This is a genomic window from Pantoea sp. F_5, assembly GCF_008631595.1.
In the GTDB taxonomy this organism is placed as follows: Bacteria; Pseudomonadota; Gammaproteobacteria; order Enterobacterales; family Enterobacteriaceae; genus Pantoea; species Pantoea gossypiicola.
The window spans coordinates 37,949-57,451 of record NZ_VWUO01000006.1 but is presented as its reverse complement, the minus strand read 5'-3'; the positions used below and the strand labels follow the sequence as shown (position 1 = coordinate 57,451).

At 55.0% G+C, this 19,503-nt stretch carries 19 protein-coding genes; 9 read left to right on the top strand and 10 right to left on the bottom strand.

Annotated features, from left to right (window positions below; genetic code table 11):
* Positions 1-31: 31 nt before the first annotated feature.
* From pckA to F3I44_RS09710, 5 genes are all read right to left on the bottom strand, one after another.
* On the bottom strand, positions 32-1,651 hold the full coding sequence (gene pckA / locus F3I44_RS09730; RefSeq protein ID WP_150011100.1) for a phosphoenolpyruvate carboxykinase (ATP): 1,620 nt from the start codon (positions 1,649-1,651) through the stop codon (positions 32-34).
* Between the two features lie 367 nt (positions 1,652-2,018).
* A complete protein-coding gene (gene hslO, locus F3I44_RS09725) occupies positions 2,019-2,885 on the bottom strand; it encodes an Hsp33 family molecular chaperone HslO (RefSeq protein WP_150011098.1) in 867 nt (288 codons plus the stop codon).
* Between the two features lie 49 nt (positions 2,886-2,934).
* Positions 2,935-3,336, bottom strand: coding sequence for a ribosome-associated heat shock protein Hsp15 (hslR, locus tag F3I44_RS09720; protein ID WP_033734209.1), 402 nt, complete (start codon positions 3,334-3,336; stop codon positions 2,935-2,937).
* A gap of 13 nt (positions 3,337-3,349) precedes the next feature.
* Positions 3,350-3,997, bottom strand: a complete 648-nt coding sequence (gene yrfG / locus F3I44_RS09715; RefSeq protein ID WP_150011096.1) for a GMP/IMP nucleotidase — start codon at positions 3,995-3,997, stop codon at positions 3,350-3,352.
* 56 nt (positions 3,998-4,053) lie between these two features.
* Positions 4,054-6,189 (bottom strand): intracellular growth attenuator family protein, encoded by a 2,136-nt coding sequence (locus tag F3I44_RS09710; protein ID WP_150011094.1) that lies wholly within the window; start codon positions 6,187-6,189, stop codon positions 4,054-4,056.
* 391 nt (positions 6,190-6,580) lie between these two features.
* On the opposite strand from F3I44_RS09710, the gene nudE reads away from it, so the two are divergent.
* Positions 6,581-7,144: an ADP compounds hydrolase NudE gene (gene nudE / locus F3I44_RS09705; protein WP_150011092.1), complete on the top strand. Its 564-nt coding sequence runs from the start codon at positions 6,581-6,583 to the stop codon at positions 7,142-7,144.
* 50 nt (positions 7,145-7,194) lie between these two features.
* Here nudE and F3I44_RS09700 read toward each other — a convergent pair whose 3' ends face one another.
* From F3I44_RS09700 to mrcA, 4 genes are all read right to left on the bottom strand, one after another.
* Positions 7,195-8,493, bottom strand: coding sequence for a cytosine permease (locus tag F3I44_RS09700; RefSeq protein ID WP_150011090.1), 1,299 nt, complete (start codon positions 8,491-8,493; stop codon positions 7,195-7,197).
* 19 nt (positions 8,494-8,512) lie between these two features.
* A complete protein-coding gene (locus F3I44_RS09695) occupies positions 8,513-9,202 on the bottom strand; it encodes a PAS and helix-turn-helix domain-containing protein (RefSeq protein ID WP_150011088.1) in 690 nt (229 codons plus the stop codon).
* Positions 9,203-9,226: 24 nt separating this feature from the next.
* Positions 9,227-9,637: an N-acetyltransferase gene (locus F3I44_RS09690; RefSeq protein ID WP_150011086.1), complete on the bottom strand. Its 411-nt coding sequence runs from the start codon at positions 9,635-9,637 to the stop codon at positions 9,227-9,229.
* Between the two features lie 600 nt (positions 9,638-10,237).
* Positions 10,238-12,787: a peptidoglycan glycosyltransferase/peptidoglycan DD-transpeptidase MrcA gene (mrcA, locus tag F3I44_RS09685; protein ID WP_150011084.1), complete on the bottom strand. Its 2,550-nt coding sequence runs from the start codon at positions 12,785-12,787 to the stop codon at positions 10,238-10,240.
* 117 nt (positions 12,788-12,904) lie between these two features.
* Here mrcA and pilM point away from each other — a divergent pair, with 117 nt between their 5' ends.
* The 5 genes from pilM to hofQ are packed head-to-tail and all read left to right on the top strand — an operon-like array spanning position 12,905 to position 16,323.
* Complete coding sequence (gene pilM, locus F3I44_RS09680) at positions 12,905-13,711, top strand: type IV pilus biogenesis protein PilM (protein WP_150011082.1); 807 nt, start codon at positions 12,905-12,907, stop codon at positions 13,709-13,711.
* Positions 13,708-14,253, top strand: a complete 546-nt coding sequence (locus F3I44_RS09675) for a PilN domain-containing protein (RefSeq protein WP_223811663.1) — start codon at positions 13,708-13,710, stop codon at positions 14,251-14,253. The genes pilM and F3I44_RS09675 overlap by 4 nt, the downstream gene beginning before the upstream one ends.
* Complete coding sequence (locus F3I44_RS09670; RefSeq protein ID WP_150011080.1) at positions 14,246-14,743, top strand: hypothetical protein; 498 nt, start codon at positions 14,246-14,248, stop codon at positions 14,741-14,743. Before F3I44_RS09675 ends, F3I44_RS09670 begins: the two co-directional genes overlap by 8 nt.
* Positions 14,733-15,113, top strand: a complete 381-nt coding sequence (locus F3I44_RS09665; protein ID WP_150011078.1) for a HofP DNA utilization family protein — start codon at positions 14,733-14,735, stop codon at positions 15,111-15,113. Before F3I44_RS09670 ends, F3I44_RS09665 begins: the two co-directional genes overlap by 11 nt.
* A complete protein-coding gene (gene hofQ, locus F3I44_RS09660; protein WP_150011076.1) occupies positions 15,055-16,323 on the top strand; it encodes a DNA uptake porin HofQ in 1,269 nt (422 codons plus the stop codon). Before F3I44_RS09665 ends, hofQ begins: the two co-directional genes overlap by 59 nt.
* A 91-nt stretch (positions 16,324-16,414) precedes the next feature.
* Here the strand turns inward: hofQ and F3I44_RS09655 are convergent, their stop codons facing one another.
* The gene (locus F3I44_RS09655; protein WP_033734187.1) at positions 16,415-16,609 is read right to left on the bottom strand and encodes a hypothetical protein; all 195 of its coding nucleotides are present in this window, start codon (positions 16,607-16,609) and stop codon (positions 16,415-16,417) included.
* 76 nt (positions 16,610-16,685) lie between these two features.
* Here F3I44_RS09655 and aroK point away from each other — a divergent pair, with 76 nt between their 5' ends.
* From aroK to F3I44_RS09640, 3 genes are all read left to right on the top strand, one after another.
* A complete protein-coding gene (gene aroK / locus F3I44_RS09650) occupies positions 16,686-17,207 on the top strand; it encodes a shikimate kinase AroK (RefSeq protein WP_003852989.1) in 522 nt (173 codons plus the stop codon).
* Positions 17,208-17,245: 38 nt separating this feature from the next.
* Positions 17,246-18,334, top strand: a complete 1,089-nt coding sequence (gene aroB, locus F3I44_RS09645; protein ID WP_150011074.1) for a 3-dehydroquinate synthase — start codon at positions 17,246-17,248, stop codon at positions 18,332-18,334.
* A 72-nt stretch (positions 18,335-18,406) separates the two neighbouring features.
* Entirely contained in the window at positions 18,407-19,426 is a 1,020-nt protein-coding gene (locus F3I44_RS09640) for an SPOR domain-containing protein (protein ID WP_150011072.1), read from the top strand.
* Positions 19,427-19,503 lie beyond the last annotated feature (77 nt).

Sequence of the window (19,503 nt, the reverse complement as noted above, 5' to 3'; positions counted from 1 at the left end):
GCGCGGCAGTATCACTGCCGCGCCGGTTCTTTTAGCGTTGCGGGCCAGCTTTCACCAGCGCAGCACCTGCGGCGTTATCCGTATACTTATCGAAGTTATCAATAAAGCGCTGTGCCAGACCTTCGGCGGCAGCGGTCCACTTCTCTTCGCTCTCCCAGCTACGACGCGGATCGAGCGTGTCACTGTCCAGCTCGCCCAGCGCAACCGGCATCTGCAGATTAAAGATTGGCAGCGTTTCTGTCGGTGCATCATCCAGCTCACCCGCCAGGATCGCATTGATAATGGCGCGGGTATTCTTCAGTGAGATGCGTTTGCCACTGCCGTTCCAGCCGGTATTCACCAGGTAAGCCTGTGCACCGGACGCCTCCATCCGCTTCACCAGCACTTCAGCGTATTGCGTCGGATGCAGCGTCAGGAATGCCGCGCCAAAACAGGCGGAGAAGGTCGGGGTCGGCTCAGTGACGCCACGCTCGGTACCCGCCAGTTTGGCGGTGAAGCCTGACAGGAAATGATACTGCGTTTGTTCCGGTGTCAGACGTGATACCGGTGGCAGCACGCCAAACGCATCGGCGGTCAGGAAAATCACTTTCTTCGCGTGGCCCGCTTTTGAGACCGGCTGCACGATATTGTCGATGTGATTAATCGGATAGGAGACGCGGGTGTTCTCTGTTTTGCTGCCGTCGGCGTAATCAACGCTGCCATCTTTGCGCACCACCACGTTTTCCAGCAATGCATTGCGGCGAATGGCGCGGTAGATCTCCGGCTCAGCCTGCTCAGAAAGGTTGATGGTTTTGGCGTAGCAACCGCCCTCAAAGTTAAACACGCCATCATCGTCCCAGCCGTGCTCATCATCGCCGATCAACTGGCGGTCAGGATCGGTGGAGAGTGTGGTTTTGCCGGTGCCGGAGAGACCAAAGAAGACCGCCACATCACCCGCTTTACCGACGTTAGCTGAACAGTGCATTGAAGCAATGCCTTTCAGCGGCAGCAGGTAGTTCATGATGGCGAACAGACCTTTCTTCATCTCGCCGCCGTACCAGGTGCCGCCAATCAGCTGCATGCGTTCCGTCAGATTGAAGGCAACAAAGTTCTCCGAGTGCAGACCCTGCGCCTGCCAGTCCGGATTGGTGCATTTGGCTCCGTTCATCACCACAAAGTCAGGCGTGAAGTCGGCCAGCTCAGCGTCTGTAGGCTGGATGAACATGTTTTTCACGAAGTGCGCCTGCCAGGCAACTTCAGTGACGAAACGTACGCTCAGACGTGAATCGGCATTGGCACCACAGAACGCATCCACCACAAACAGACGCTTGCCGGAAAGCTGGCGGGTAACGCAGCTTTTCAGCGCGTTCCAGGTCTCCTGCGACAGGGGCTGATTGTCGTTTTTACCGGTACCCTGATCGTTCCACCACAGGGTATCGCGCGTAGTGTCGTCACGCACAATGTACTTATCCTTTGGCGATCGCCCGGTGAAAATCCCGGTGTCTACTGCAATCGCACCGCTCTGCGTCAGGGTGCCACGTGCAAAACCTTCGAGGTCCGGGCGCGTCTCTTCCTGAAAGAGCGTGTCGTAATCAGGGTTGTAAACCACTTCCGTGGTATCCACGATGCCCAAAGCGGCAAGGTCTTGCGAGGTCAGGCCGTTAACGCGCATTTTACTGCTCCTTAAATCGGTGTCTGTTCTGCAAAGCAGAGATAGGTTGGGATCGTGCCACCGGCTGTTGCATCGGGTGCGGTGAATCACTGACGGTTTACTGCGCGTCGTTACGACAGCCTGCAAAGATAACCGGGCTATTCAGGGCATCTGCCCCAGGCGTCCGGGCGTTTGCACGATCGCGCGCAGTTTACTCTTCTGCGAAGAGGGAAAAAGGGCAGTGATCTAAAAATGCGACTCAGGGCGCGTTAAGGCTATGTTTCGAACGTTTAAAAGATGTTATGAAAGTAAAAAAAGATAATTTGTCTGAAAAATTATGGGGATAGGCAGGGGCAGGGAAAAGGGGCGGCAGACGCCGCCCGATGAATCAGTGCAGACGGTCGTTATTTTCATGGGAGTGGCTGCGGATGCCCGCAATGTCTACTGCGTCAAACACGTAGTTTGAGCCGCAATAATCACAGTGCATGTCGATTTTGCCATCTTCCGCGATGATCTCATCCACTTCTTCCTGCGGCAGCGTGGTCAGCACTTCGCCACAGCGTTCACGCGAGCAGGTGCACTTGTAGATCACCGGCTGCGGATCGTAAAGGGTGACCTCTTCCTGATGGTAAAGACGCCAGAGCGCTTCATTCGCAGGGAGATCGATCAGCTCTTCCGTTTTAATGGTTTCGGTCAGTGTTGCCAGGTGCTCGAAGACCTCTTTCTCTGTATCCTGCGCAGGCAGTACCTGCAACAGAATACCGGCAGCGCCTTTGTCGCTGGTGCGGATAAACAGGCGCGTGGGCAACTGCTCTGAGCGCATGAAGTAATCTTCCAGGCACGCTGCCAGGGTGTCACCTTCCAGCCCGACCACGCCCTGATAACGCTCACCCTTTTCAGGGGAGATGGTGATCACCAGATAGCCATTGCCGACCATGCTTTTCAGGGTGCTGTCGTCCGGGATGTCGCCTTTGATACGTGCAACGCCGCGCAGTTCCTGATTATTGTTACCGTTGATCACCGCCAGCGACAGCGGGCCGTCACCCTGCAACTGCACGGTGATTTCGCCATCGAACTTCAGCGTGGCGGTCAGCAGGCTGGTGGCGACCAGCATCTCACCCAGCAGCGTTTTAACCGGTGCCGGATAGTCGTGGTTCTTCACGGTTTCACGCCAGGTGTCAGAGACGTTCACCAGCTCGCCGCGCACGGCGGCATTTTCAAACAGATAACGGTGCAGTTGATCCTGGACTGACATAGTTTTTCTCTCACTGGAACGGGGCGATGGTGCGTCAGCGAAGACGGCGTTATTCATCGCCCGATAATTTAAACTTCATCAAATCGCGACGCTCTTTTTTATCAGGTCGCCGATCGGGATGGGGCATAGTCAGCGCATTCATCTTGCGCGCCTGCGCCATTTTTTCGCGTTTTTCAATGCTGGCATCGGTTTCGCGATAGAGCTGCTGGGCCTCGCTGGCGGGACGCCGCTGCGCGGTGATGCCAGCCACTACCACGGTGCGTTCATCATTGCCCTGACGCAGTGTCAGTTCCGCATTCAGCTCTACCACTTTGCCCGGTTTGCTGCGCTGGCCGTTGTAATGCACCTTGCCGCCTTCAATCATCTCCCGCGCCATCGCCCGGGTTTTGTAGAAGCGCGCCGCCCACAGCCACTTGTCGAGACGGACCTCTTCGCTGCTTTTCTCTTTCATTGCTGCTCCTGACTCAGATCAGCGTCCGGTAATCGTCCGTGGCGCGGTGACGCTGAAAGATTTGCTCAGGACGACCCGAATCGGGATTCTTCACGCCTAAGCACTCACCGATGCCCCATCGCTTCGCCGTATCCAGAATCACTTCGCTGTCATCGATAAACAGTGCGCGCGGCGCAGAAAAGCCGGTGTGCTGTTGTACCGCCTGCCATAAACGCGGGTCTTCTTTCGGATACCCAAAGGTATGGGTGGAAAGTAATAAATCAAGGTGCGGCGCTAAACCTGTCTGCGCCAGTTTGACGTCCAGATTGAAAGGATGCGCGTTGGTCAACAGAATCGTGGACTTTCCGGCGCGACGCAGGGCCTGCAAAAAAGGCAGCGTATCGTCACGCAGCCGAATCCGGCTGCGCATCCCCCAGGTCATGGCACGGATGTCCATCGACAGCGCCTCTGCCCAGTAATCCAGACAATACCAGTTTAGCGTATGGGCGACGGCCTGATACTTTTCCGTGATGATCGCGTCGGCTGCTGCACGGGTGATGTCGCGTTGCTGGCTGAGCTGTTCAGGGACGTGCTCCAGCCAGAAGTGGCGATCGAATGCCAGATCCAGCAGCGTGCCATCCATGTCGAGCAGCACGGTATCAATCTCAGACCAGTTGAGCATTGTAGTGTCAGACCCTGTAAAAAACCGGGCGACAGGGTAGCACAGAAGGGCAGGGCTCAGAATATCGAGCGCACGCTCTGCAAAGTGCTGAGGTTATGGTTGAAACACTTGTCATAGTATTGCTGGATATCAATCATGCGCTGGCGATTACGGTGCATGCGGCGCAGCGCCAGCAGCCCGTTGATCACGCCGCAGGTCAGCAGCACCAGCAGCAGCAATACGGTACCGAGATAGCGCCACTGCGCCATAGCATCCGGTTCATTGTGCAGCATGATGTGACGTGTGCCGTTGGCATCGGTAGAAATGCCAGTAATGATGCCGCTGGCGCTGAACGGCGTATGCAGCAGCATGGCAGAAATACGTTGCAGCTCGCGCCATTGAGACGGTGGGTCAAGATCAAACAGTGACACGGTGGGCTGTGGCTGATTCACCAGCTGGCGACCCTCGTCGCTGACGATCAGGAATCCCCCTGGCGGTGGACTGTTGAGATTTTCTGCCGCACGACGGGTTTCGCGGAAAAAGAAGGTCGAGGTGGCGGTATTGACCAGATTTTCCAGCGCTTCCGCGCTCACCGGCCGCAGCAGCACATTCATGCCGTTTAGCTGACCGGAATCTGCCCGGCGCATCAGCGCTTCCCAGTCTTTGGCATTGCCCAGGTTTACCAGCGCATTTTTCAGGCGCATACAGTCCTGCGGCTGATTGCAGAGATCCTGCGTTTTCATCACCAGATCGGAAAAATCATCCAGCAGGATCATGCCTGATTTCTGAATCGCGGATGCCAGTTGGGGATTGAGTTTGGGATCGGTATTGGTTTCCGGATGCAGCTGTTTTGTGGTGGTCTCCAGCAGCGCGGCGGCTTTATCGATGATGTCCGATTGTGGCTGTGGCAAGGGCGTGGCGTTATTCCAGTAGACCGCTGAGCAGTCAAACGGCATATAGGCGTAACTGCGGTTGCTCTGGTAGTTGTCCGGCACGGAACACATGCCGGTGCCACTCACTGTGAGGTTATCGCCAATATTCAGCGGCACGCTGCTGAGCTTATCGACGCTGTTGACCTCCAGACTGTCGGTGCCTCTGGCCCAGGCCAGACTGAGCTTAATCGGCATACCAAGCGGGATCCAGGTAACCAGCATGGTCAGCACCATCAGTGAACCACAGGCCAGCACCACGTTTTTCCGCCAGCGCTGGATAGGGAAGTTTTTGACCTCATCCTGCAGCGACAGGAAACGTCCCTGACGCACTACCTGGCGGTTGAGGTAGATTTCAACATCCGTCACCTGACCGAGATCGTGTGCCACATAGGGCTGCCAGTGCGGGGGATAGGCCAGGTCAATAATCCCCAGCGTAATGTTGCTCTGCTCCTGGTTTGATTCGCTGAACAGGCCCCAGCGCTTTGGCGCGCCGCGCAGGCAGTGGATATCACGCAGTCCACGCTCACCGGGAACGCGATAGAGCAGCCACAGACTGGCCGCGATCGCTACTGCGCCCGTCAGCACCAGCCAGATCATCAGTGTGGTGGGCACTAACAGGCTGAAGAAAAAGAGTAAGAAGGCAAGGGAGATCATCACCGCTTCACGCGTGCCGTCTGGCCGCGACAGCCGATACTCTTCCGCTGTCTCTTTGCGCACCTGCAGCAGTTCAACGTTTTCCGTTTCTGCTTTGCGGATAGAGGCGTTGGTCGACACCGGGCGCATCAGTGTTGGCAGCGATTGCTGGTCGACGGCGTAATCCACCAGAGAGTGACCATTCAGTGAGATCACCAGTGGAATAGATTGGGTGCGGATTAACTCAACGTAGTTTTCGTCGGTAATGTACTGTTCCCACAGCGGCGGCAGATGAACTTCAACTTCATCCAGATAGTAGCGCCATTTATGGGGATCGTCAGTTGAGAGGCCATAGCGGGTAATGGCGCGGGTAACCGGATAGACATTGTTGCTCTGCGCCGTGAGTGTCAGACGTTCAGGCGCGCTGCGCTTATCGGTAGTCAGCGTGGTACGGGGCTGCTTTTCCAGCGCGGCGACATATTTATCGACCGCCTCACGCTCCTGGGCAGAAAGTTTGCGGCAGGGCGGACTGATGAATGGCAGCGGTTTCGCCAACGGCGGGCGATGCCGCATAGCGTACCAGAACCCAATACCTGCCAGGATTGAACAGGTCAGCACTATGGCCAGGATCATAAAGATTGTGCTCATGCTCTGCTCAATTCAGCCAAAATGCTGCCTTCACTTTAAACTTTCGCCTCCGGTTATGCTCACTATAAAAGAGGCATTCCGGAAGATTATATAACCCTGAGGAGTCAGGCACCCGATGAAATAGTGCCAACGTATATCTGACTGGCATTTGTTAAACCCTGCCTTGTCCGAATGGTAACTGGCACAGACTGGATTAAATATCGGTATTATCTGAAACTTATCGCAGCATATTGACTAATGCAAATTTAGTCTTAACTGATAACCAAAGGCTGTTATTCAATCGCTATAGTCTGTGCAACGATAACGGCACTGTGTGACTGTCGCACAATTGCCTGTGGTTAGGTATGCTAATTCGCTCAAGATAGCCGGCGCAGAATAATTTGAGGCTGATATGAAAACTCCAAAAAAACCTGACATCCTCAATATCACCGCCGTGGCACGTTCACGGTTATTCACTATTGAGTCGGTCGATCTGGCTTTCAGCAATGGGGCGCATCGCGTTTATGAGCGGATGAAGCCCTCTGAGCGTGAAGCGGTGATGATTGTGCCGATTATCGATGACCATCTGATCCTGATTCAGGAATATGCCGTCGGACTGGAAACCTACGAGCTGGGTTTTCCTAAAGGGCTGATCGATGCAGGTGAAACCGTGAATGAAGCGGCGGTGCGTGAACTCAAAGAAGAGGTGGGTTTTGGTGCCGAACAGCTCACCACGCTGGGCAAGCTCACCATGGCCCCCTCCTATTTTTCCAGCAAGATGAATATTGTGATAGCGGAAGGTCTCTACGCTGAAAAGCTGGAAGGCGATGAGCCGGAGCCGCTGATTGTCCACCGCTGGCCGCTAAGCGATATGCTGTCGCTGCTGGACGAACCCGACTTCCGCGAGGCACGCAATGTCAGTGCGCTGTTTATGGCACGCGAATGGCTGGTGAAACAGGGGCGGCTGAATTACTGAAGCCTAACGGCTGAGAAAAGAAACGCGCCTGCTACAGGCGCGTTTTTGCTTTATTCAGCAGTAACTTTTTCCTGTAAGGACGATGATCGCTTTAAGAGTGGCGCGGTCAGCAGGTAAATGACACACGCGACAAGCATTGAATTAAGCACCGGTACGCCGCGCTCAACCAGCAGACCCGTGGCTGCACCTGCGACGCTGGCGATCAGCGCGGGCCAGCCAATAAGCTGGGAGGTTGCCGGTAAGGCTTCGCTGGTACGACTGAGCGCCAGCGTCTGTCGTTCAGTTTTCAGTACGTAGTAGTCAACGATCATTACGCCCAGTATCGGTGGGAAGATGACGCCCAGCAGTTCCAGAAAATCGACAAAGCGATCGAGAATCCCGAAAACTGAACAGAGTGTACCGAGCATTCCCAGCAGCAGCGTAATCATCTGATAACGTGGTTTATAGCCGGTCACGCCTTCAATCGCGTTAGCGATGCCCAGCGTGGATGAATAGAGATTCAGGTCATTAATGCGCAGGGTCGAAAAAACGACAGCCAGCAAACCCAGTGAGCTGGTGGTTTGCGTAATAATCGCGATGATATCTGAGGTCTGCAATTCTCTGGCAATAAGAATAGCTACGCCATTGACCCCATATTCGCCCGCCATAATGGTCAGCAGCGTGATGGCAAACACATCTTTGCCGTTACGTGAGAAGCGCGTCAGGTCAGGCGTCATCAGGCTGGCAAGAATTGCGCCGCCAATCACCATGGTCATCGCGGCGCTTACAGTAATGGCCTGGCTGGCGATAACCGGCGGTATGTTCTGGCCAGACTGGCCGTGGAATGCGTGCCAGAAAATCCAGCCGACCAGCGCGATGAAAAGCGGAACCGCAATGCGTGCGGTAAAGCGCAGCGCCTTAAAGCCAAAGGTAACCAGTAACGTCAACACGGTACCTGAGAGTGCGGCCGACTCTGCAAAGCTGAGTTTGCCGTTCAGGGCATAGCTCAGCGAGCGGGCAAATACCGCATTCTGAATGCCGAACCAGCCCAGCAGGCTGATTGCAACCAGCATGCCTATCAGCACTGAGCCGTGGCGGCCAAAACCACACCAGCGCGCCAGCAAGCTCCCCGGCAGTCCCTCACGCATTCCTGCATAGCCGAGCGCAAAAGTCAGCACGCCAAACAGCAGGCTGGCCAGCGTGATTGCGGTAAACGCCTCTGCCAGCGTCATGCTGTTGCCCAGAACCGCGCCGAGCATAAACTGATCCAGCGCAGTCAGCATACCCATATGCACAATAGCCACGCTCAGCAGTGAGAGTCTTCTATTTGCCGGGACAGGGCTCAGTGGATAATCATCAAATTTACTCACGACATGGTTTCCTTACCGTTTATATATAAATAACGCCTGTGCTGAGAAACCGCTCTGGCAGATAATTCTCCAGTGACTCCGCACGGCAGTAGCCTTCAAATTGTTGTAGCGAATGCACACCTGCTTTTTGATACAGCGTGGTGATGCGATTACTGACAGTTTTTACGCTGAGGTTGTAAATGCGGGCGATCTCTTTAACATTGAATCGTCTTAGCAGCAAAAAGATGACATCCAGTTCGGCTGGCGTAAAAAGTGGATGCTCAAGCTGCGTCGTCATTACAGACACTTTCTTTGAATCAATAAAGCTCAGCGTGCTAAAGTTATCTACCGGGCGTGCATTCCAGATGTAGCCGAGTAACTGCTTTCGGTTACCGAAAATAGGATATTTATCGCTAATAAATGGCATGAGGTAATTCTTGCCATACCAGTAGTGGGTTTCGATAACCGTCACACAGTCTCTTCGCACTTTTACTCGTTGATCGTGTTCAAGGAATTGATCAGCGCAATCATTCCAGCGCGTAGGGAATTCGCTATCGCTTTTACCCTCTAATAAAAAATTCGCGGGTGTACCCGTATATAACCTGGCTGCTTTATTCATATAGAGATGCCGGGATGTTGCATCTTTAAGACCCCAGGGGGTAGGTAATAGATTCACTGTTGCGACGAATGCATCAATAAACTGATCGATATTACGATATGGGCTGTCCATAGCGCCTCGCTCAAAATATTAAGATTATAATCTTTTAGCCAGATAATAACGTGCGTAGCGCTGAGCATAGCCTTCCTGTTCACCATAAACGCGATAACCCAGCTTTTCGTAGAAACCACGCGCCTGAAAACTTAGCGTATCAACTACTGACATATGGCAGCCTCGATTACGCGCTTCATCTTCTGCAGCCTGCATCAATTGACGACCTGTGCCAAGCCGTCGCCAGGCATCATCTATCCAGAGGTAATGAATATCCAGTGTGCCGCACCAGGTATGGGCTAGCAGCCCACCCTGGATATTTTGCTGATCGTCATACAGGATAACATTCAGCGTTTTCATATTGATCTCGGTAAAGCGTTCATTATGCTGCCAAAGCCGCTGAATAATATACTCTTCAGTCTTAGCGTCTTCAGTGTGGCCTATTTTAATTTCCATATATAAATGCATCCATAAATGATTCAATTAATGTGAGGGCAAGATCATCGCTGGGTTTCATTCTTATCACGAGAATATACAATGCGCAAGAGTCAATATTGCTCATGTTAACTAATGTCTTTACTATTAAACTGACTTCAGTTTTGAGTTAACACACTATTGAGTTTTTTGCTGGCATCAGGGAAAGCCAATGTGGCGATGTTTATAATAATGATAGTCTTATCTTTTTTGGCTCGAATTCTGGAGCCTTTTGTCAGATTTTCACCTTATTAGTATAAGGGTTAATTAAAATCGGTCACCTGGTGACCGGTTTTTTTTGCCTTTAACAGCACTATTATTCGCACCCCTTGCATTTTTTATAATCACCTGTTTTCTCTGAAGAAAGTAGAGTAATAGGTGTACGTTAACAGGGTGTAATTTTGACGCAGAGAATGAATAGCGTAGTAGCCTAAATATTAACAGGGAGTATGGCTGATAGTTCGGAGCGGGAGATGAACATTCCCTGCAGAAACGTAGCATTAAAGTAAAATCTGTCTGAATAAAAAAGGCTGGTCACGTTAAGCGACCAGCCTCAGGGCATTTCATACTACAGATATCACATCAGAACAGCTCGTGGCTCTCGCCGTTATCCATAATCGTCGTACCCACATCATGCACCGAATATTCGGTTGGCTGGGTACCATTGATGAAGTACTCCTGACGGGTGTTGCCACCGCCATTGGCCAGCTTGCCGGTGCTGCGATCAATAGTCACTGTGACCACGCCATCCGGCGGGGTTAATGGCTGTACCGGTACACCGTCCAGCGCGCTCTTCATGTACTCATCCCATGCCGGTTGTGCACTCTTCGCACCGCCTTCATAGCCCGAAATCTGATCGGGAATGGCACCGGAGAGCGTGCTGCGGCCCAGATTGCGGCGCGCATCATCAAAACCGATCCAGACTGAAGTCACTACGCCAGGGCCGTAACCTGAGAACCAGGCGTCTTTCGAGCTGTTGGTGGTACCGGTTTTACCGCCGATATCATTACGCTTGAGGTCACGCCCGGCACGCCAGCCGGTTCCCATCCAGCCTGGTTCACCAAAGATATTACTGTTCAGCGCGCTCTTAATCAGGAAGGTGAGTGGGGTATTGATCACGTGCGGCGCATATTGCTGCTCACCCTGCTGTGCCTGCGCCGGAACCTGCTCCAGTTCAGGCTGAGGAACCGCCTGATTCTGATTGTTATTTGAGGCGGCAACGTTCTCGACGCTCTCTTCATTTAATGCCAGCGCTTTTTTGGTCTCACCGTAGATGACCGGCAGATTGCACTGTGGACAGGCGATCTTCGGTTTCTCTTCAAATACGGTGCCGCCCTGTTCGTTCTCAATTTTAGTAATGAAATAGGGATCGATCAGGAAGCCGCCATTTGCCATCACGGAGTAGCCGCGAACCACCTGTAACGGTGTGAATGAGGCCGCACCCAATGCCAGCGACTCGGTGTGCACAATATTCTGAGCCGGGAAACCAAAGCGCTGCAGATACTCTGCGGCGTAGTCCACGCCCATCGCACGCATCGCACGTACCATGACGACGTTTTTCGACTGGCCGAGTCCCTGACGCAGACGAATCGGGCCATCATACGTCGGCGGGGAGTTCTTCGGACGCCAGTCAGCACCCGCACCCGCATCCCAGCGGGAAATCGGCACATCGTTAAGGATGGAAGCGAGCGTCAGGCCGCGATCCATGGCAGCGGTATAGAGGAAAGGTTTGATGTTAGAACCGACCTGGCGCAGCGCCTGGGTCGCACGGTTAAACATGCTCTGGTTAAAGGCGAAACCGCCCACCAGCGCGCGCACCGCACCATCATTTGGATCCAGTGAGACCAGCGCCGAGTTCACATCCGGCACCTGGCCCAGCCACCAGTCGTCACCCACTTTACGCACCCAGATCTGCTGGCCAGCCTGCAGGACCTGCGTCACGCTTTTCGGCGTCGGGCCCTGCACGGTGTCAGACTTATAAGGACGTGCCCAGCGCACACCCGCCAGTGCCAGCGACACATTGCTGCCATCTTTCAGCATCACGGTCGCTTCATCACTGCGTGCTTCTGTGACCACGGCCGGATGCAACGGTCCATAGACCGGCAGCGGCTTCAGCGCCTTCTCAATCTTTGTCTGATCCCAGGCAGGTTCACCCACTTTCCACAGGACGCTGGTCGGGCCGCGATAGCCATGACGCATATCGTAAGCCATGACGTTATTGCGCACCGAGGTCTGAGCGGCTTCCTGCAGACGGCGGGTAACAGTGGTGTAGACCTTGTAACCGTCGGTATAGGCATCGTCGCCGTAGCGTTTCACCATCTCCTGACGCACCATCTCGCTGAGATAGGGGGCAGAGAAGGCAATTTCCGGACCGTGATACTTCGCCACCAGCGGCGTATTACGTGCCTCGTCATACTGCTGCTGCGTGATGTAATGCTGATCCAGCATACGCGCCAGCACCACATTGCGGCGCGACAGGGCGCGGCTCGGTGAATAAAGCGGGTTAAACGTGGACGGCGCTTTTGGCAGACCGGCAATCATCGCCATCTCACTCAGCGACAGCTGGTCAACCGGCTTACCAAAATAGACCTGAGAAGCTGCGCCGATGCCATAAGCACGGTAGCCGAGGTAGATCTTATTCAGGTAAAGCTCAAGAATTTCATCTTTGTTCAGCAACTGCTCAATGCGGATCGCCAGGAACGCTTCCTTTATTTTACGCATCAGAGTGCGTTCCGGACTCAGGAAAAAGTTACGGGCCAGCTGCTGAGTGATGGTACTGGCACCCTGTGAGGCGTGACCGGAAACCAGCGCAATGCTGGCCGCACGGAAAATACCCACCGGGTCAACACCATGGTGCTCATAGAAACGGCTGTCTTCGGTCGCAATAAACGCTTTCACCATCACAGGTGGCACTTGCTGCAGAGTCAAAGGGATACGGCGCATTTCGCCATACTGGGCGATTAAATCGCCATCGGCACTGTAAACCTGCATCGGGGTTTGCAGACGCACATCTTTCAGCGTGTTTACGTCGGGCAGCTGCGGCTCTATGTATTTGTATAAACCATAAATCGAGCCAGCTCCCAACAGGATGCAACACACTGCAAGGATCAATAAATACTTTACGAACTTCACCTGGAATTTCCCATCTCTTGTCGTTTGAGCAGTTTATAAACAACCGCGCGGTAGTATAAAGGCAAGCCAGACGCTTTGATATGTCCATCTTTCCCGAACGATAAGGAGATCGCGCGCATGGCTTTTCATACCTGGCAAATTGGGCTGGATATTCAGAATAGGCAGATTTGTGCCCTGGCCCTCCAGCCGCATCGTGATGGCTGGCAGCTACGCCACTGGTGGCAGCAGCGGCTGCCGCAAGATACGTTAAGAAACGGCGTGCTGCAATGTTCGCCTGAATTAGTGGCAGCCTTAACAGCCTGGCGTCAGCGGTTGCCGCGTCGTTACTCGCTGCGGGTCGCGCTGCCCACCCGGCTGGTACTGCAGCGTCAGCTCTCCCTGCCCGCACAGTCGCTCAATGAGCCTGCGCTGGGGCACTACGTGCAGGCGGCCGCACGTCGTCTCTTTCCGCTGGAGCCTGCTGCGCTGGCGCTGGATTATCGGGCCGATGCACAGAGCGGTCAGCTCTGCGTCACGGCGGCCCGGCTGGAGATTATAGACCAGTGGGCAGCGCCACTGCTGCAGGCGGGTTTAAAGCCGCAGGTGTTTGAACTGACTACCGAAGCGCTCAGGCGGTTAGCCCACCAGGCCGCGCTGCAGGAGGGTGAGGTACTGGTGCTGCAGCAGGATAACCGCTGGCTCTGGAGCGATGTGCATACCGCGGCTGAGAACGGCGAAGCCACTTCGCTTGCGGCACTGCAGCAGCAGTCTTTCCCCGATGCCCGTTCTGTCGCCTGGTGCTCAGCCGATAATTCTGCGCTGCCCGCTGACGCCCGCGCGTTTTCCCCCTTTGATCTGTTCCGTTATAAACAGCCGCCGTTACCGGAAAGTCCGGGTGCCTTTGCGCTGGCGGCCGGGCTGGCGCTACGCGATGGAGATAAATGATGGTCGCCGTGAATCTGCTGCCGTGGCGGCAGCGCCGTCAGCAACAGCAGCGGCGACAGAGCCTTATCGTGCTGTCACTGATGCTGGGTGCTGTTCTGGTGGGAGTCATGCAGCAAAGCTGGCGCATCTGTCAGGCGCGTAAGCAGGTGGCGCAGACGAGCAGGGAGCAGCAGCAGGTACTGCAAAACCTGGACGCACAACTGGCGCAGCAGAAAACGTTACTGTCGCAGCTCACGGTAGTGCAAAAACAGCAGGCGAAGCAGCGTCAGCAATCTGTGCAACTGGCCGCATGGCATCAGTTCTGGATCGATTTACCCGCGTTACTGCCTGACACCGCCTGGCTGACCCGGCTGGAGAAGCGCGACAATCGTCTCACGCTGGAGGGGCTGGCGCAGGATATGGCGGCGGTCCGGCATTTCCGTGAGCAGTTAACCACCATCGCCCTGTTTGGCCAGGTGAGGCAGGGCAGCGTTAAGCGTCAGGCTGATAGTCATTATCGCTTTTCATTGCGGGCAGAGGTGCAGGAGGTGGCTAATGAATGAGTGGTGGGATCGCTGGTGGCAGATGGCTGCACGTCCGCGTTACGGCTTGCTCGCCGCCCTCTCATCCGGCCTGTTACTGATCTTGTGGGCTTTCTGGTTGCGGCCACAGCAGCAGGCACTGATCGCTGAACAGCAGAAACTGTTGCAGTTAAACCGTACTTTGCAGCAACGCCAGCAGCAGTGGGGTCAGAACCCGGATATTGCGCAGTTGCAAGGGCAGCTGCAGTCGATGCAGATTGCCAGGCCTGCACCGGGCGCATCGGGCCGGGCAGTGGAAGCGATGCTGGCGACACGACGTTATCAGCTGGAAGAGTGGCAGCCGGATTCTCCTTCACGCACGCTGACCCTGCATCTGCAGTGGCCGGCGTTTCAGTCACTTTTTGCCGAGCTTGCCGATGCTTCCCTGGCGTTTCCGGTGCATTTTCAGCTGCTGGCGCAGCCGCAGCATCTGGTGGCTCAACTCTGGCTGGAGCCTGACGATGCGCCTTAGCCTGCTGATTTTACTGCTGTGCTGTGGCGGTGTGCTGGCGCGTGATCCGTTCCGGCCTGTTGCCGATGCAGCTTGTGAGGCGCTCATGGAACCGCTTACCGGCTGGCGTCTGCAGGGGATCATTGGCCGTGAGACGCATTTTCATGCCTGGCTGCTGAACCCGAAGGGAGAGAGCATCGCGGTCCGCACAGGTAAACCGTTTCCCCTGTCGCCCTGGCAACTCGCTGATATGACCCGCCGCAGTCTCTCCTTAGCGGTACCGAATAGCTGCACAGCACAACAGACTTCGTTTTACTTAAAAGGACGTTCGCATGAAAAGGATAGCCACTCTGCTGCTCATAAGCTGCCTGCTGCCGGTCTACGCCGCTGATGACGAGCCTCTCAGCCTGACATTTGATAACGCGCCGGTAGCGCGCATTTTGCAGGCGCTGGCTGACTATCAGCAGATTAACCTGATGATTGCACCAGAAGTTGAAGGGGCGTTATCGCTGCGGCTTGATAACCTGCCGTGGCATCAGGCGCTGGATCTGGTGGCGCGCATGGCCAAGCTGACGCTGATAGAACAGGATAATGTCCTGCTGGTCTATCCTGAAAGCTGGCAACAGGAACAGCAGAAGACGCGACAGGCTGAGCAGCAGGCCCGATTGCAGCGTGAGCCTTTGCAACAGCGCGCCGTGATATTGCGTTACGCCAGTGCCAGCGAGGTGCATGCCAGTCTGGTGAGTGAACGGCAGTCGCTGATGAGTGAGCGCGGTAGCGTAACGGTCGACAAACGCACCAACGCCCTGTTACTGCGCGATACGGCGGCAGCGTTGAAAGAGACGGAACGCTGGATACGGGCGCTGGACCTGCCACTGGAGCAGATCGAGCTATCGGCGCATATCGTCACAATCAGCGAAGAGCATCTGCAGGAGCTGGGTGTGAAGTGGGGATTGCAGGCCGGTGACGCCGCCGTGACTGACATCCTGCATCATCCACGGCTGGATATTCCGCTGGCGGTCAGTTCGCCCGGCATCAGCATGGGTATGGCGCTGGCGCGCATCGGCGGCCAACTTCTGGATCTGGAATTAAGTGCGCTGGAGCAGGAAAACCAGATTGAAATCATCGCCAGTCCACGCCTCTTTACCTCACATCAGCAGACCGCGTCGATTAAGCAGGGTACGGAGATACCTTATGAAGTGTCGGCGGGAAACAGTGGAGCTACCAGTATTGAGTTCAAAGAAGCGGTGCTGGGCATGGAGGTAACACCGACGATTTCCGGGAATGGCCGCATCCAGCTGAAGATCCATCTCAGTCAGAACATGCCGGGTCGCAGCATCAGAACCGGCGACAGCGACATATTATCCATTGATAAACAGGAAATTGAGACGCAGGTCACGGTCAGTGACGGGCAAACACTGGCGTTAGGGGGTATCTTTCAGCAGCAGCGCAGTCATGGAGAAAATAAGGTGCCGCTGCTGGGAAATGTGCCGCTGATTGGCGGGTTGTTTCGTCAGCAATCTGAACAGCGCAAAAAAAGAGAGCTGGTGATCTTCATAACGCCGCGATTGGTCAGGGAAGCAGCGCTTACGGCGGGATAAAACGGAAAATGCGTTCCTTAAGGCCATCTGCGTTGACGCAGGAGAGGAATTAGCTTACAAGGTTTAGCGATTTTCAATACGGTGTAACCGTCTATGCAGGGTAAATCCCGGCAAACAGATCAGAAAACTCCTCTGTAAGCAGCGTTGTAAAGACGCAGCGCTGGCGCGTTACAGTTTCGCGAACACAGGCCAATTCAGAAATGGATGTGCTGAAGGCAATATAATCGGTTGCCAAACAGCCTTGAGTGTTGAGATAATTTTTCATCTGACTCTTGCTAACGCTCATGAGGTCTCAGTTCCTGTCCCGCCAGCAAATGCTGAACGCGGGGTATCATTAACGAATTCTTAGTAATACCGACAAAATGGCAGAGAAACGCAATATCTTTCTGGTTGGGCCGATGGGTGCCGGCAAAAGCACTATTGGCCGTCAGTTGGCTCAGCAACTCAACATGGAGTTCTTCGATTCCGATCAGGAAATTGAGCGACGCACCGGAGCGGATGTGGGCTGGGTTTTTGATGTCGAAGGCGAAGCTGGCTTTCGCGATCGCGAAGAAAAAATCATTAACGAACTGACCGAGAAGCAAGGCATCGTCCTGGCGACAGGCGGTGGTTCCGTCAAATCCCGGGAAACGCGTAATCGTCTCTCCGCCCGCGGTGTTGTGGTTTATCTTGAAACCACCATCGAAAAGCAACTGGCGCGCACCCAACGTGACAAAAAACGTCCGTTGCTGCAGGTGGATTCACCGCCGCGCGAAGTGCTTGAAGCGCTGGCTGGCGAACGCAACCCGCTCTACGAAGAGATCGCCGATGTAACCATTCGCACAGATGATCAGAGTGCGAAAGTGGTGGCGAATCAGATTATCCACATGTTGGAAAAAAGTTGATCCAACGTTCGAAGGCTTTTTAACAGGTATCGGGCATCATGGAGAAGATCACCGTCTCACTGGGGGAACGCAGTTACCCCATCACTATTGCCGCCGGACTGTTTAACGATCCGGCTTCTTTTTGGCCGCTGACCGCGGGCGAAAACGCCATGGTGGTGACAAACCAGACGCTGGCTCCGCTCTATCTTGACCAGCTGACAGCATGTCTGACGGCGGCAGGTGTAAAAGTGGATCAGGTGATCTTACCCGACGGCGAACAATATAAGACGCTGGCCGTGATGGATCAGGTTTTTACCGCACTCCTGCAAAAGCCGCACGGTCGTGATACGACGCTTGTCGCCTTAGGCGGCGGCGTCATTGGCGATCTTACCGGTTTTGCTGCGGCCAGTTATCAGCGTGGCGTACGCTTTATTCAGGTACCGACCACCTTACTGTCGCAGGTTGATTCTTCGGTTGGCGGCAAAACGGCCGTTAACCATCCGCTGGGCAAAAACATGATCGGCGCATTTTATCAACCCGCGTCGGTGGTGATTGATACGGCCTGTCTGAAGACGCTGCCTGCGCGTGAACTGGCGTCTGGCTTAGCGGAAGTCATTAAGTACGGCATTATCCTCGACGGTGCGTTTTTCCAGTGGCTGGAGCAGAATCTTGATTCGCTGCTGGCGCTGGATGAACAGGCGCTGGCGTACTGCATTCGTCGCTGTTGTGAACTGAAGGCTGAGGTCGTGGCGGCCGATGAGCGTGAAAACGGTCAGCGGGCGTTGCTTAACCTGGGCCATACTTTTGGTCATGCGATTGAAGCACACATGGGCTACGGCAACTGGCTACACGGTGAAGCGATTGCTGCGGGCATGGTGATGGCAGCACGTACGGCTGAACGTCTGGGACAGTTCCAGCCGCAGGAGACCGACCGCATTATTGCCCTGTTCCAGCGTGCCGGTTTGCCGGTGCATGGGCCGCAGGCGATGAGTGCAGAGATGTATCTGCCGCACATGATGCGCGATAAAAAAGTTCTGGCGGGCGAACTGCGGCTGATACTCCCGCTGTCGATTGGCCGCTCTGAAGTGCGTGGTGGCGTGGCACATGATATGGTGCTGGCTGCAATTAACGATTGTCAGCAACCCTGAGATTAAGCAGTTGAGTGGTGACGCGGCGCGCAGGGTGCGCAGTGCGGAATGCCGCTTTACGGAGGAGCCAAAATGGATGAGTTTAAACCGGAAGACGAGTTAAAGCCTGACGCCAGCGACCGCCGTCCCTCGCGCCCTCGTAAGTCCTCTACTGCGGCCAAAACACCGGTTTCGCGCCAGCGTATCATGATGGGCGTCGGAATCCTGGTTCTGCTGTTACTGGTGCTGGGGATCGGTTCGGCGCTGAATGGCCCGGATGAGAAAAAACCGGCCACGGCGGGCACAACCCCTGCCGCCAATGGCGGTTCCGGCAGCGAAAAGAATATTGACCTGGGCGGCTCCTCTTCCCTGTCCGGTGGGCAGACGCCTCCATCAGATGCGCAGACTACCCCCGCCACCAGCGGTGATGCTGCCTCTAATCCGCAGCGCGATATCTCAATGCCGCCTGTGGCTTCAACGCCTACGCAGGCCGCACCGGTTGATGCGCCCGCGAATCAGCAGCGTGTCACACTGCCCGGCGATCTGAACAGCGCGCTGACTAATCAGCAGCAGCAGGTTGACAGTGCCGCGATGGGCACGCAGAGCGGCAGTTCACTGCCAACGGCGCCAGCAACGGTCAGCGGCAATGCCGGAACGGCTGCCAATCCTGTCACCGCACCTTCAGTCCGTCAGACACCGAACAAATCAAATACGGCTGCTCGTTCGGCGCACGATTCATCGCATAAAACAGCGTCGAAGCCTGTAACCCGTGACAGCAAAACGCATACCACGCCAGCGCGTACGCCAGTGAGTTCCGCGGCAGCGGGCAGCAGTTCAGCCAGCAAATCACTGCCAGGTGGAAGTTATACTCTGCAGCTGAGCGGTGCGTCGAAGCCGGAAAGCCTGAATGCCTGGGCTAAGCAACAGAATCTGAGTGGCTATCACGTCTACAAAACCACCCGTAACGGTCAGTCGTGGTACGTGCTGGTGAGTGGCTCCTATGCCACACCGGCCGATGCCAAACGCGCTGTAGCATCGCTGCCTGCAGACGTGCGTGCGAAGAACCCATGGGTAAAACCCGTCAGCCAGGTGAAGAAAGAAGCCAGCCAATAGCGGATGTGGGGCCAGGCTCTGGCCCCGTTTTAAGCGCAGATCTGCTGTCGGTCCAGCCACAGCCTCACAATAAGATG

What these genes read in the sequence shown, in the direction of transcription:
- F3I44_RS09670 (WP_150011080.1), top strand. Translation starts at nt 14,246, where the DNA reads ATGAATGAGTGGTGGGATCGCTGGTGGCAGATGGCTGCACGTCCGCGT.
- F3I44_RS09710 (WP_150011094.1), bottom strand. Translation starts at nt 6,189, where the DNA reads ATGAGCACAATCTTTATGATCCTGGCCATAGTGCTGACCTGTTCAATC.
- F3I44_RS09675 (WP_223811663.1), top strand. Translation starts at nt 13,708, where the DNA reads ATGATGGTCGCCGTGAATCTGCTGCCGTGGCGGCAGCGCCGTCAGCAA.
- yrfG (WP_150011096.1), bottom strand. Translation starts at nt 3,997, where the DNA reads ATGCTCAACTGGTCTGAGATTGATACCGTGCTGCTCGACATGGATGGC.
- hslO (WP_150011098.1), bottom strand. Translation starts at nt 2,885, where the DNA reads ATGTCAGTCCAGGATCAACTGCACCGTTATCTGTTTGAAAATGCCGCC.
- hofQ (WP_150011076.1), top strand. Translation starts at nt 15,055, where the DNA reads ATGAAAAGGATAGCCACTCTGCTGCTCATAAGCTGCCTGCTGCCGGTC.
- F3I44_RS09690 (WP_150011086.1), bottom strand. Translation starts at nt 9,637, where the DNA reads ATGGAAATTAAAATAGGCCACACTGAAGACGCTAAGACTGAAGAGTAT.
- F3I44_RS09695 (WP_150011088.1), bottom strand. Translation starts at nt 9,202, where the DNA reads ATGGACAGCCCATATCGTAATATCGATCAGTTTATTGATGCATTCGTC.
- pilM (WP_150011082.1), top strand. Translation starts at nt 12,905, where the DNA reads ATGGCTTTTCATACCTGGCAAATTGGGCTGGATATTCAGAATAGGCAG.
- pckA (WP_150011100.1), bottom strand. Translation starts at nt 1,651, where the DNA reads ATGCGCGTTAACGGCCTGACCTCGCAAGACCTTGCCGCTTTGGGCATC.
- aroB (WP_150011074.1), top strand. Translation starts at nt 17,246, where the DNA reads ATGGAGAAGATCACCGTCTCACTGGGGGAACGCAGTTACCCCATCACT.
- nudE (WP_150011092.1), top strand. Translation starts at nt 6,581, where the DNA reads ATGAAAACTCCAAAAAAACCTGACATCCTCAATATCACCGCCGTGGCA.
- hslR (WP_033734209.1), bottom strand. Translation starts at nt 3,336, where the DNA reads ATGAAAGAGAAAAGCAGCGAAGAGGTCCGTCTCGACAAGTGGCTGTGG.
- F3I44_RS09640 (WP_150011072.1), top strand. Translation starts at nt 18,407, where the DNA reads ATGGATGAGTTTAAACCGGAAGACGAGTTAAAGCCTGACGCCAGCGAC.
- F3I44_RS09655 (WP_033734187.1), bottom strand. Translation starts at nt 16,609, where the DNA reads ATGAGCGTTAGCAAGAGTCAGATGAAAAATTATCTCAACACTCAAGGC.
- aroK (WP_003852989.1), top strand. Translation starts at nt 16,686, where the DNA reads ATGGCAGAGAAACGCAATATCTTTCTGGTTGGGCCGATGGGTGCCGGC.
- F3I44_RS09665 (WP_150011078.1), top strand. Translation starts at nt 14,733, where the DNA reads ATGCGCCTTAGCCTGCTGATTTTACTGCTGTGCTGTGGCGGTGTGCTG.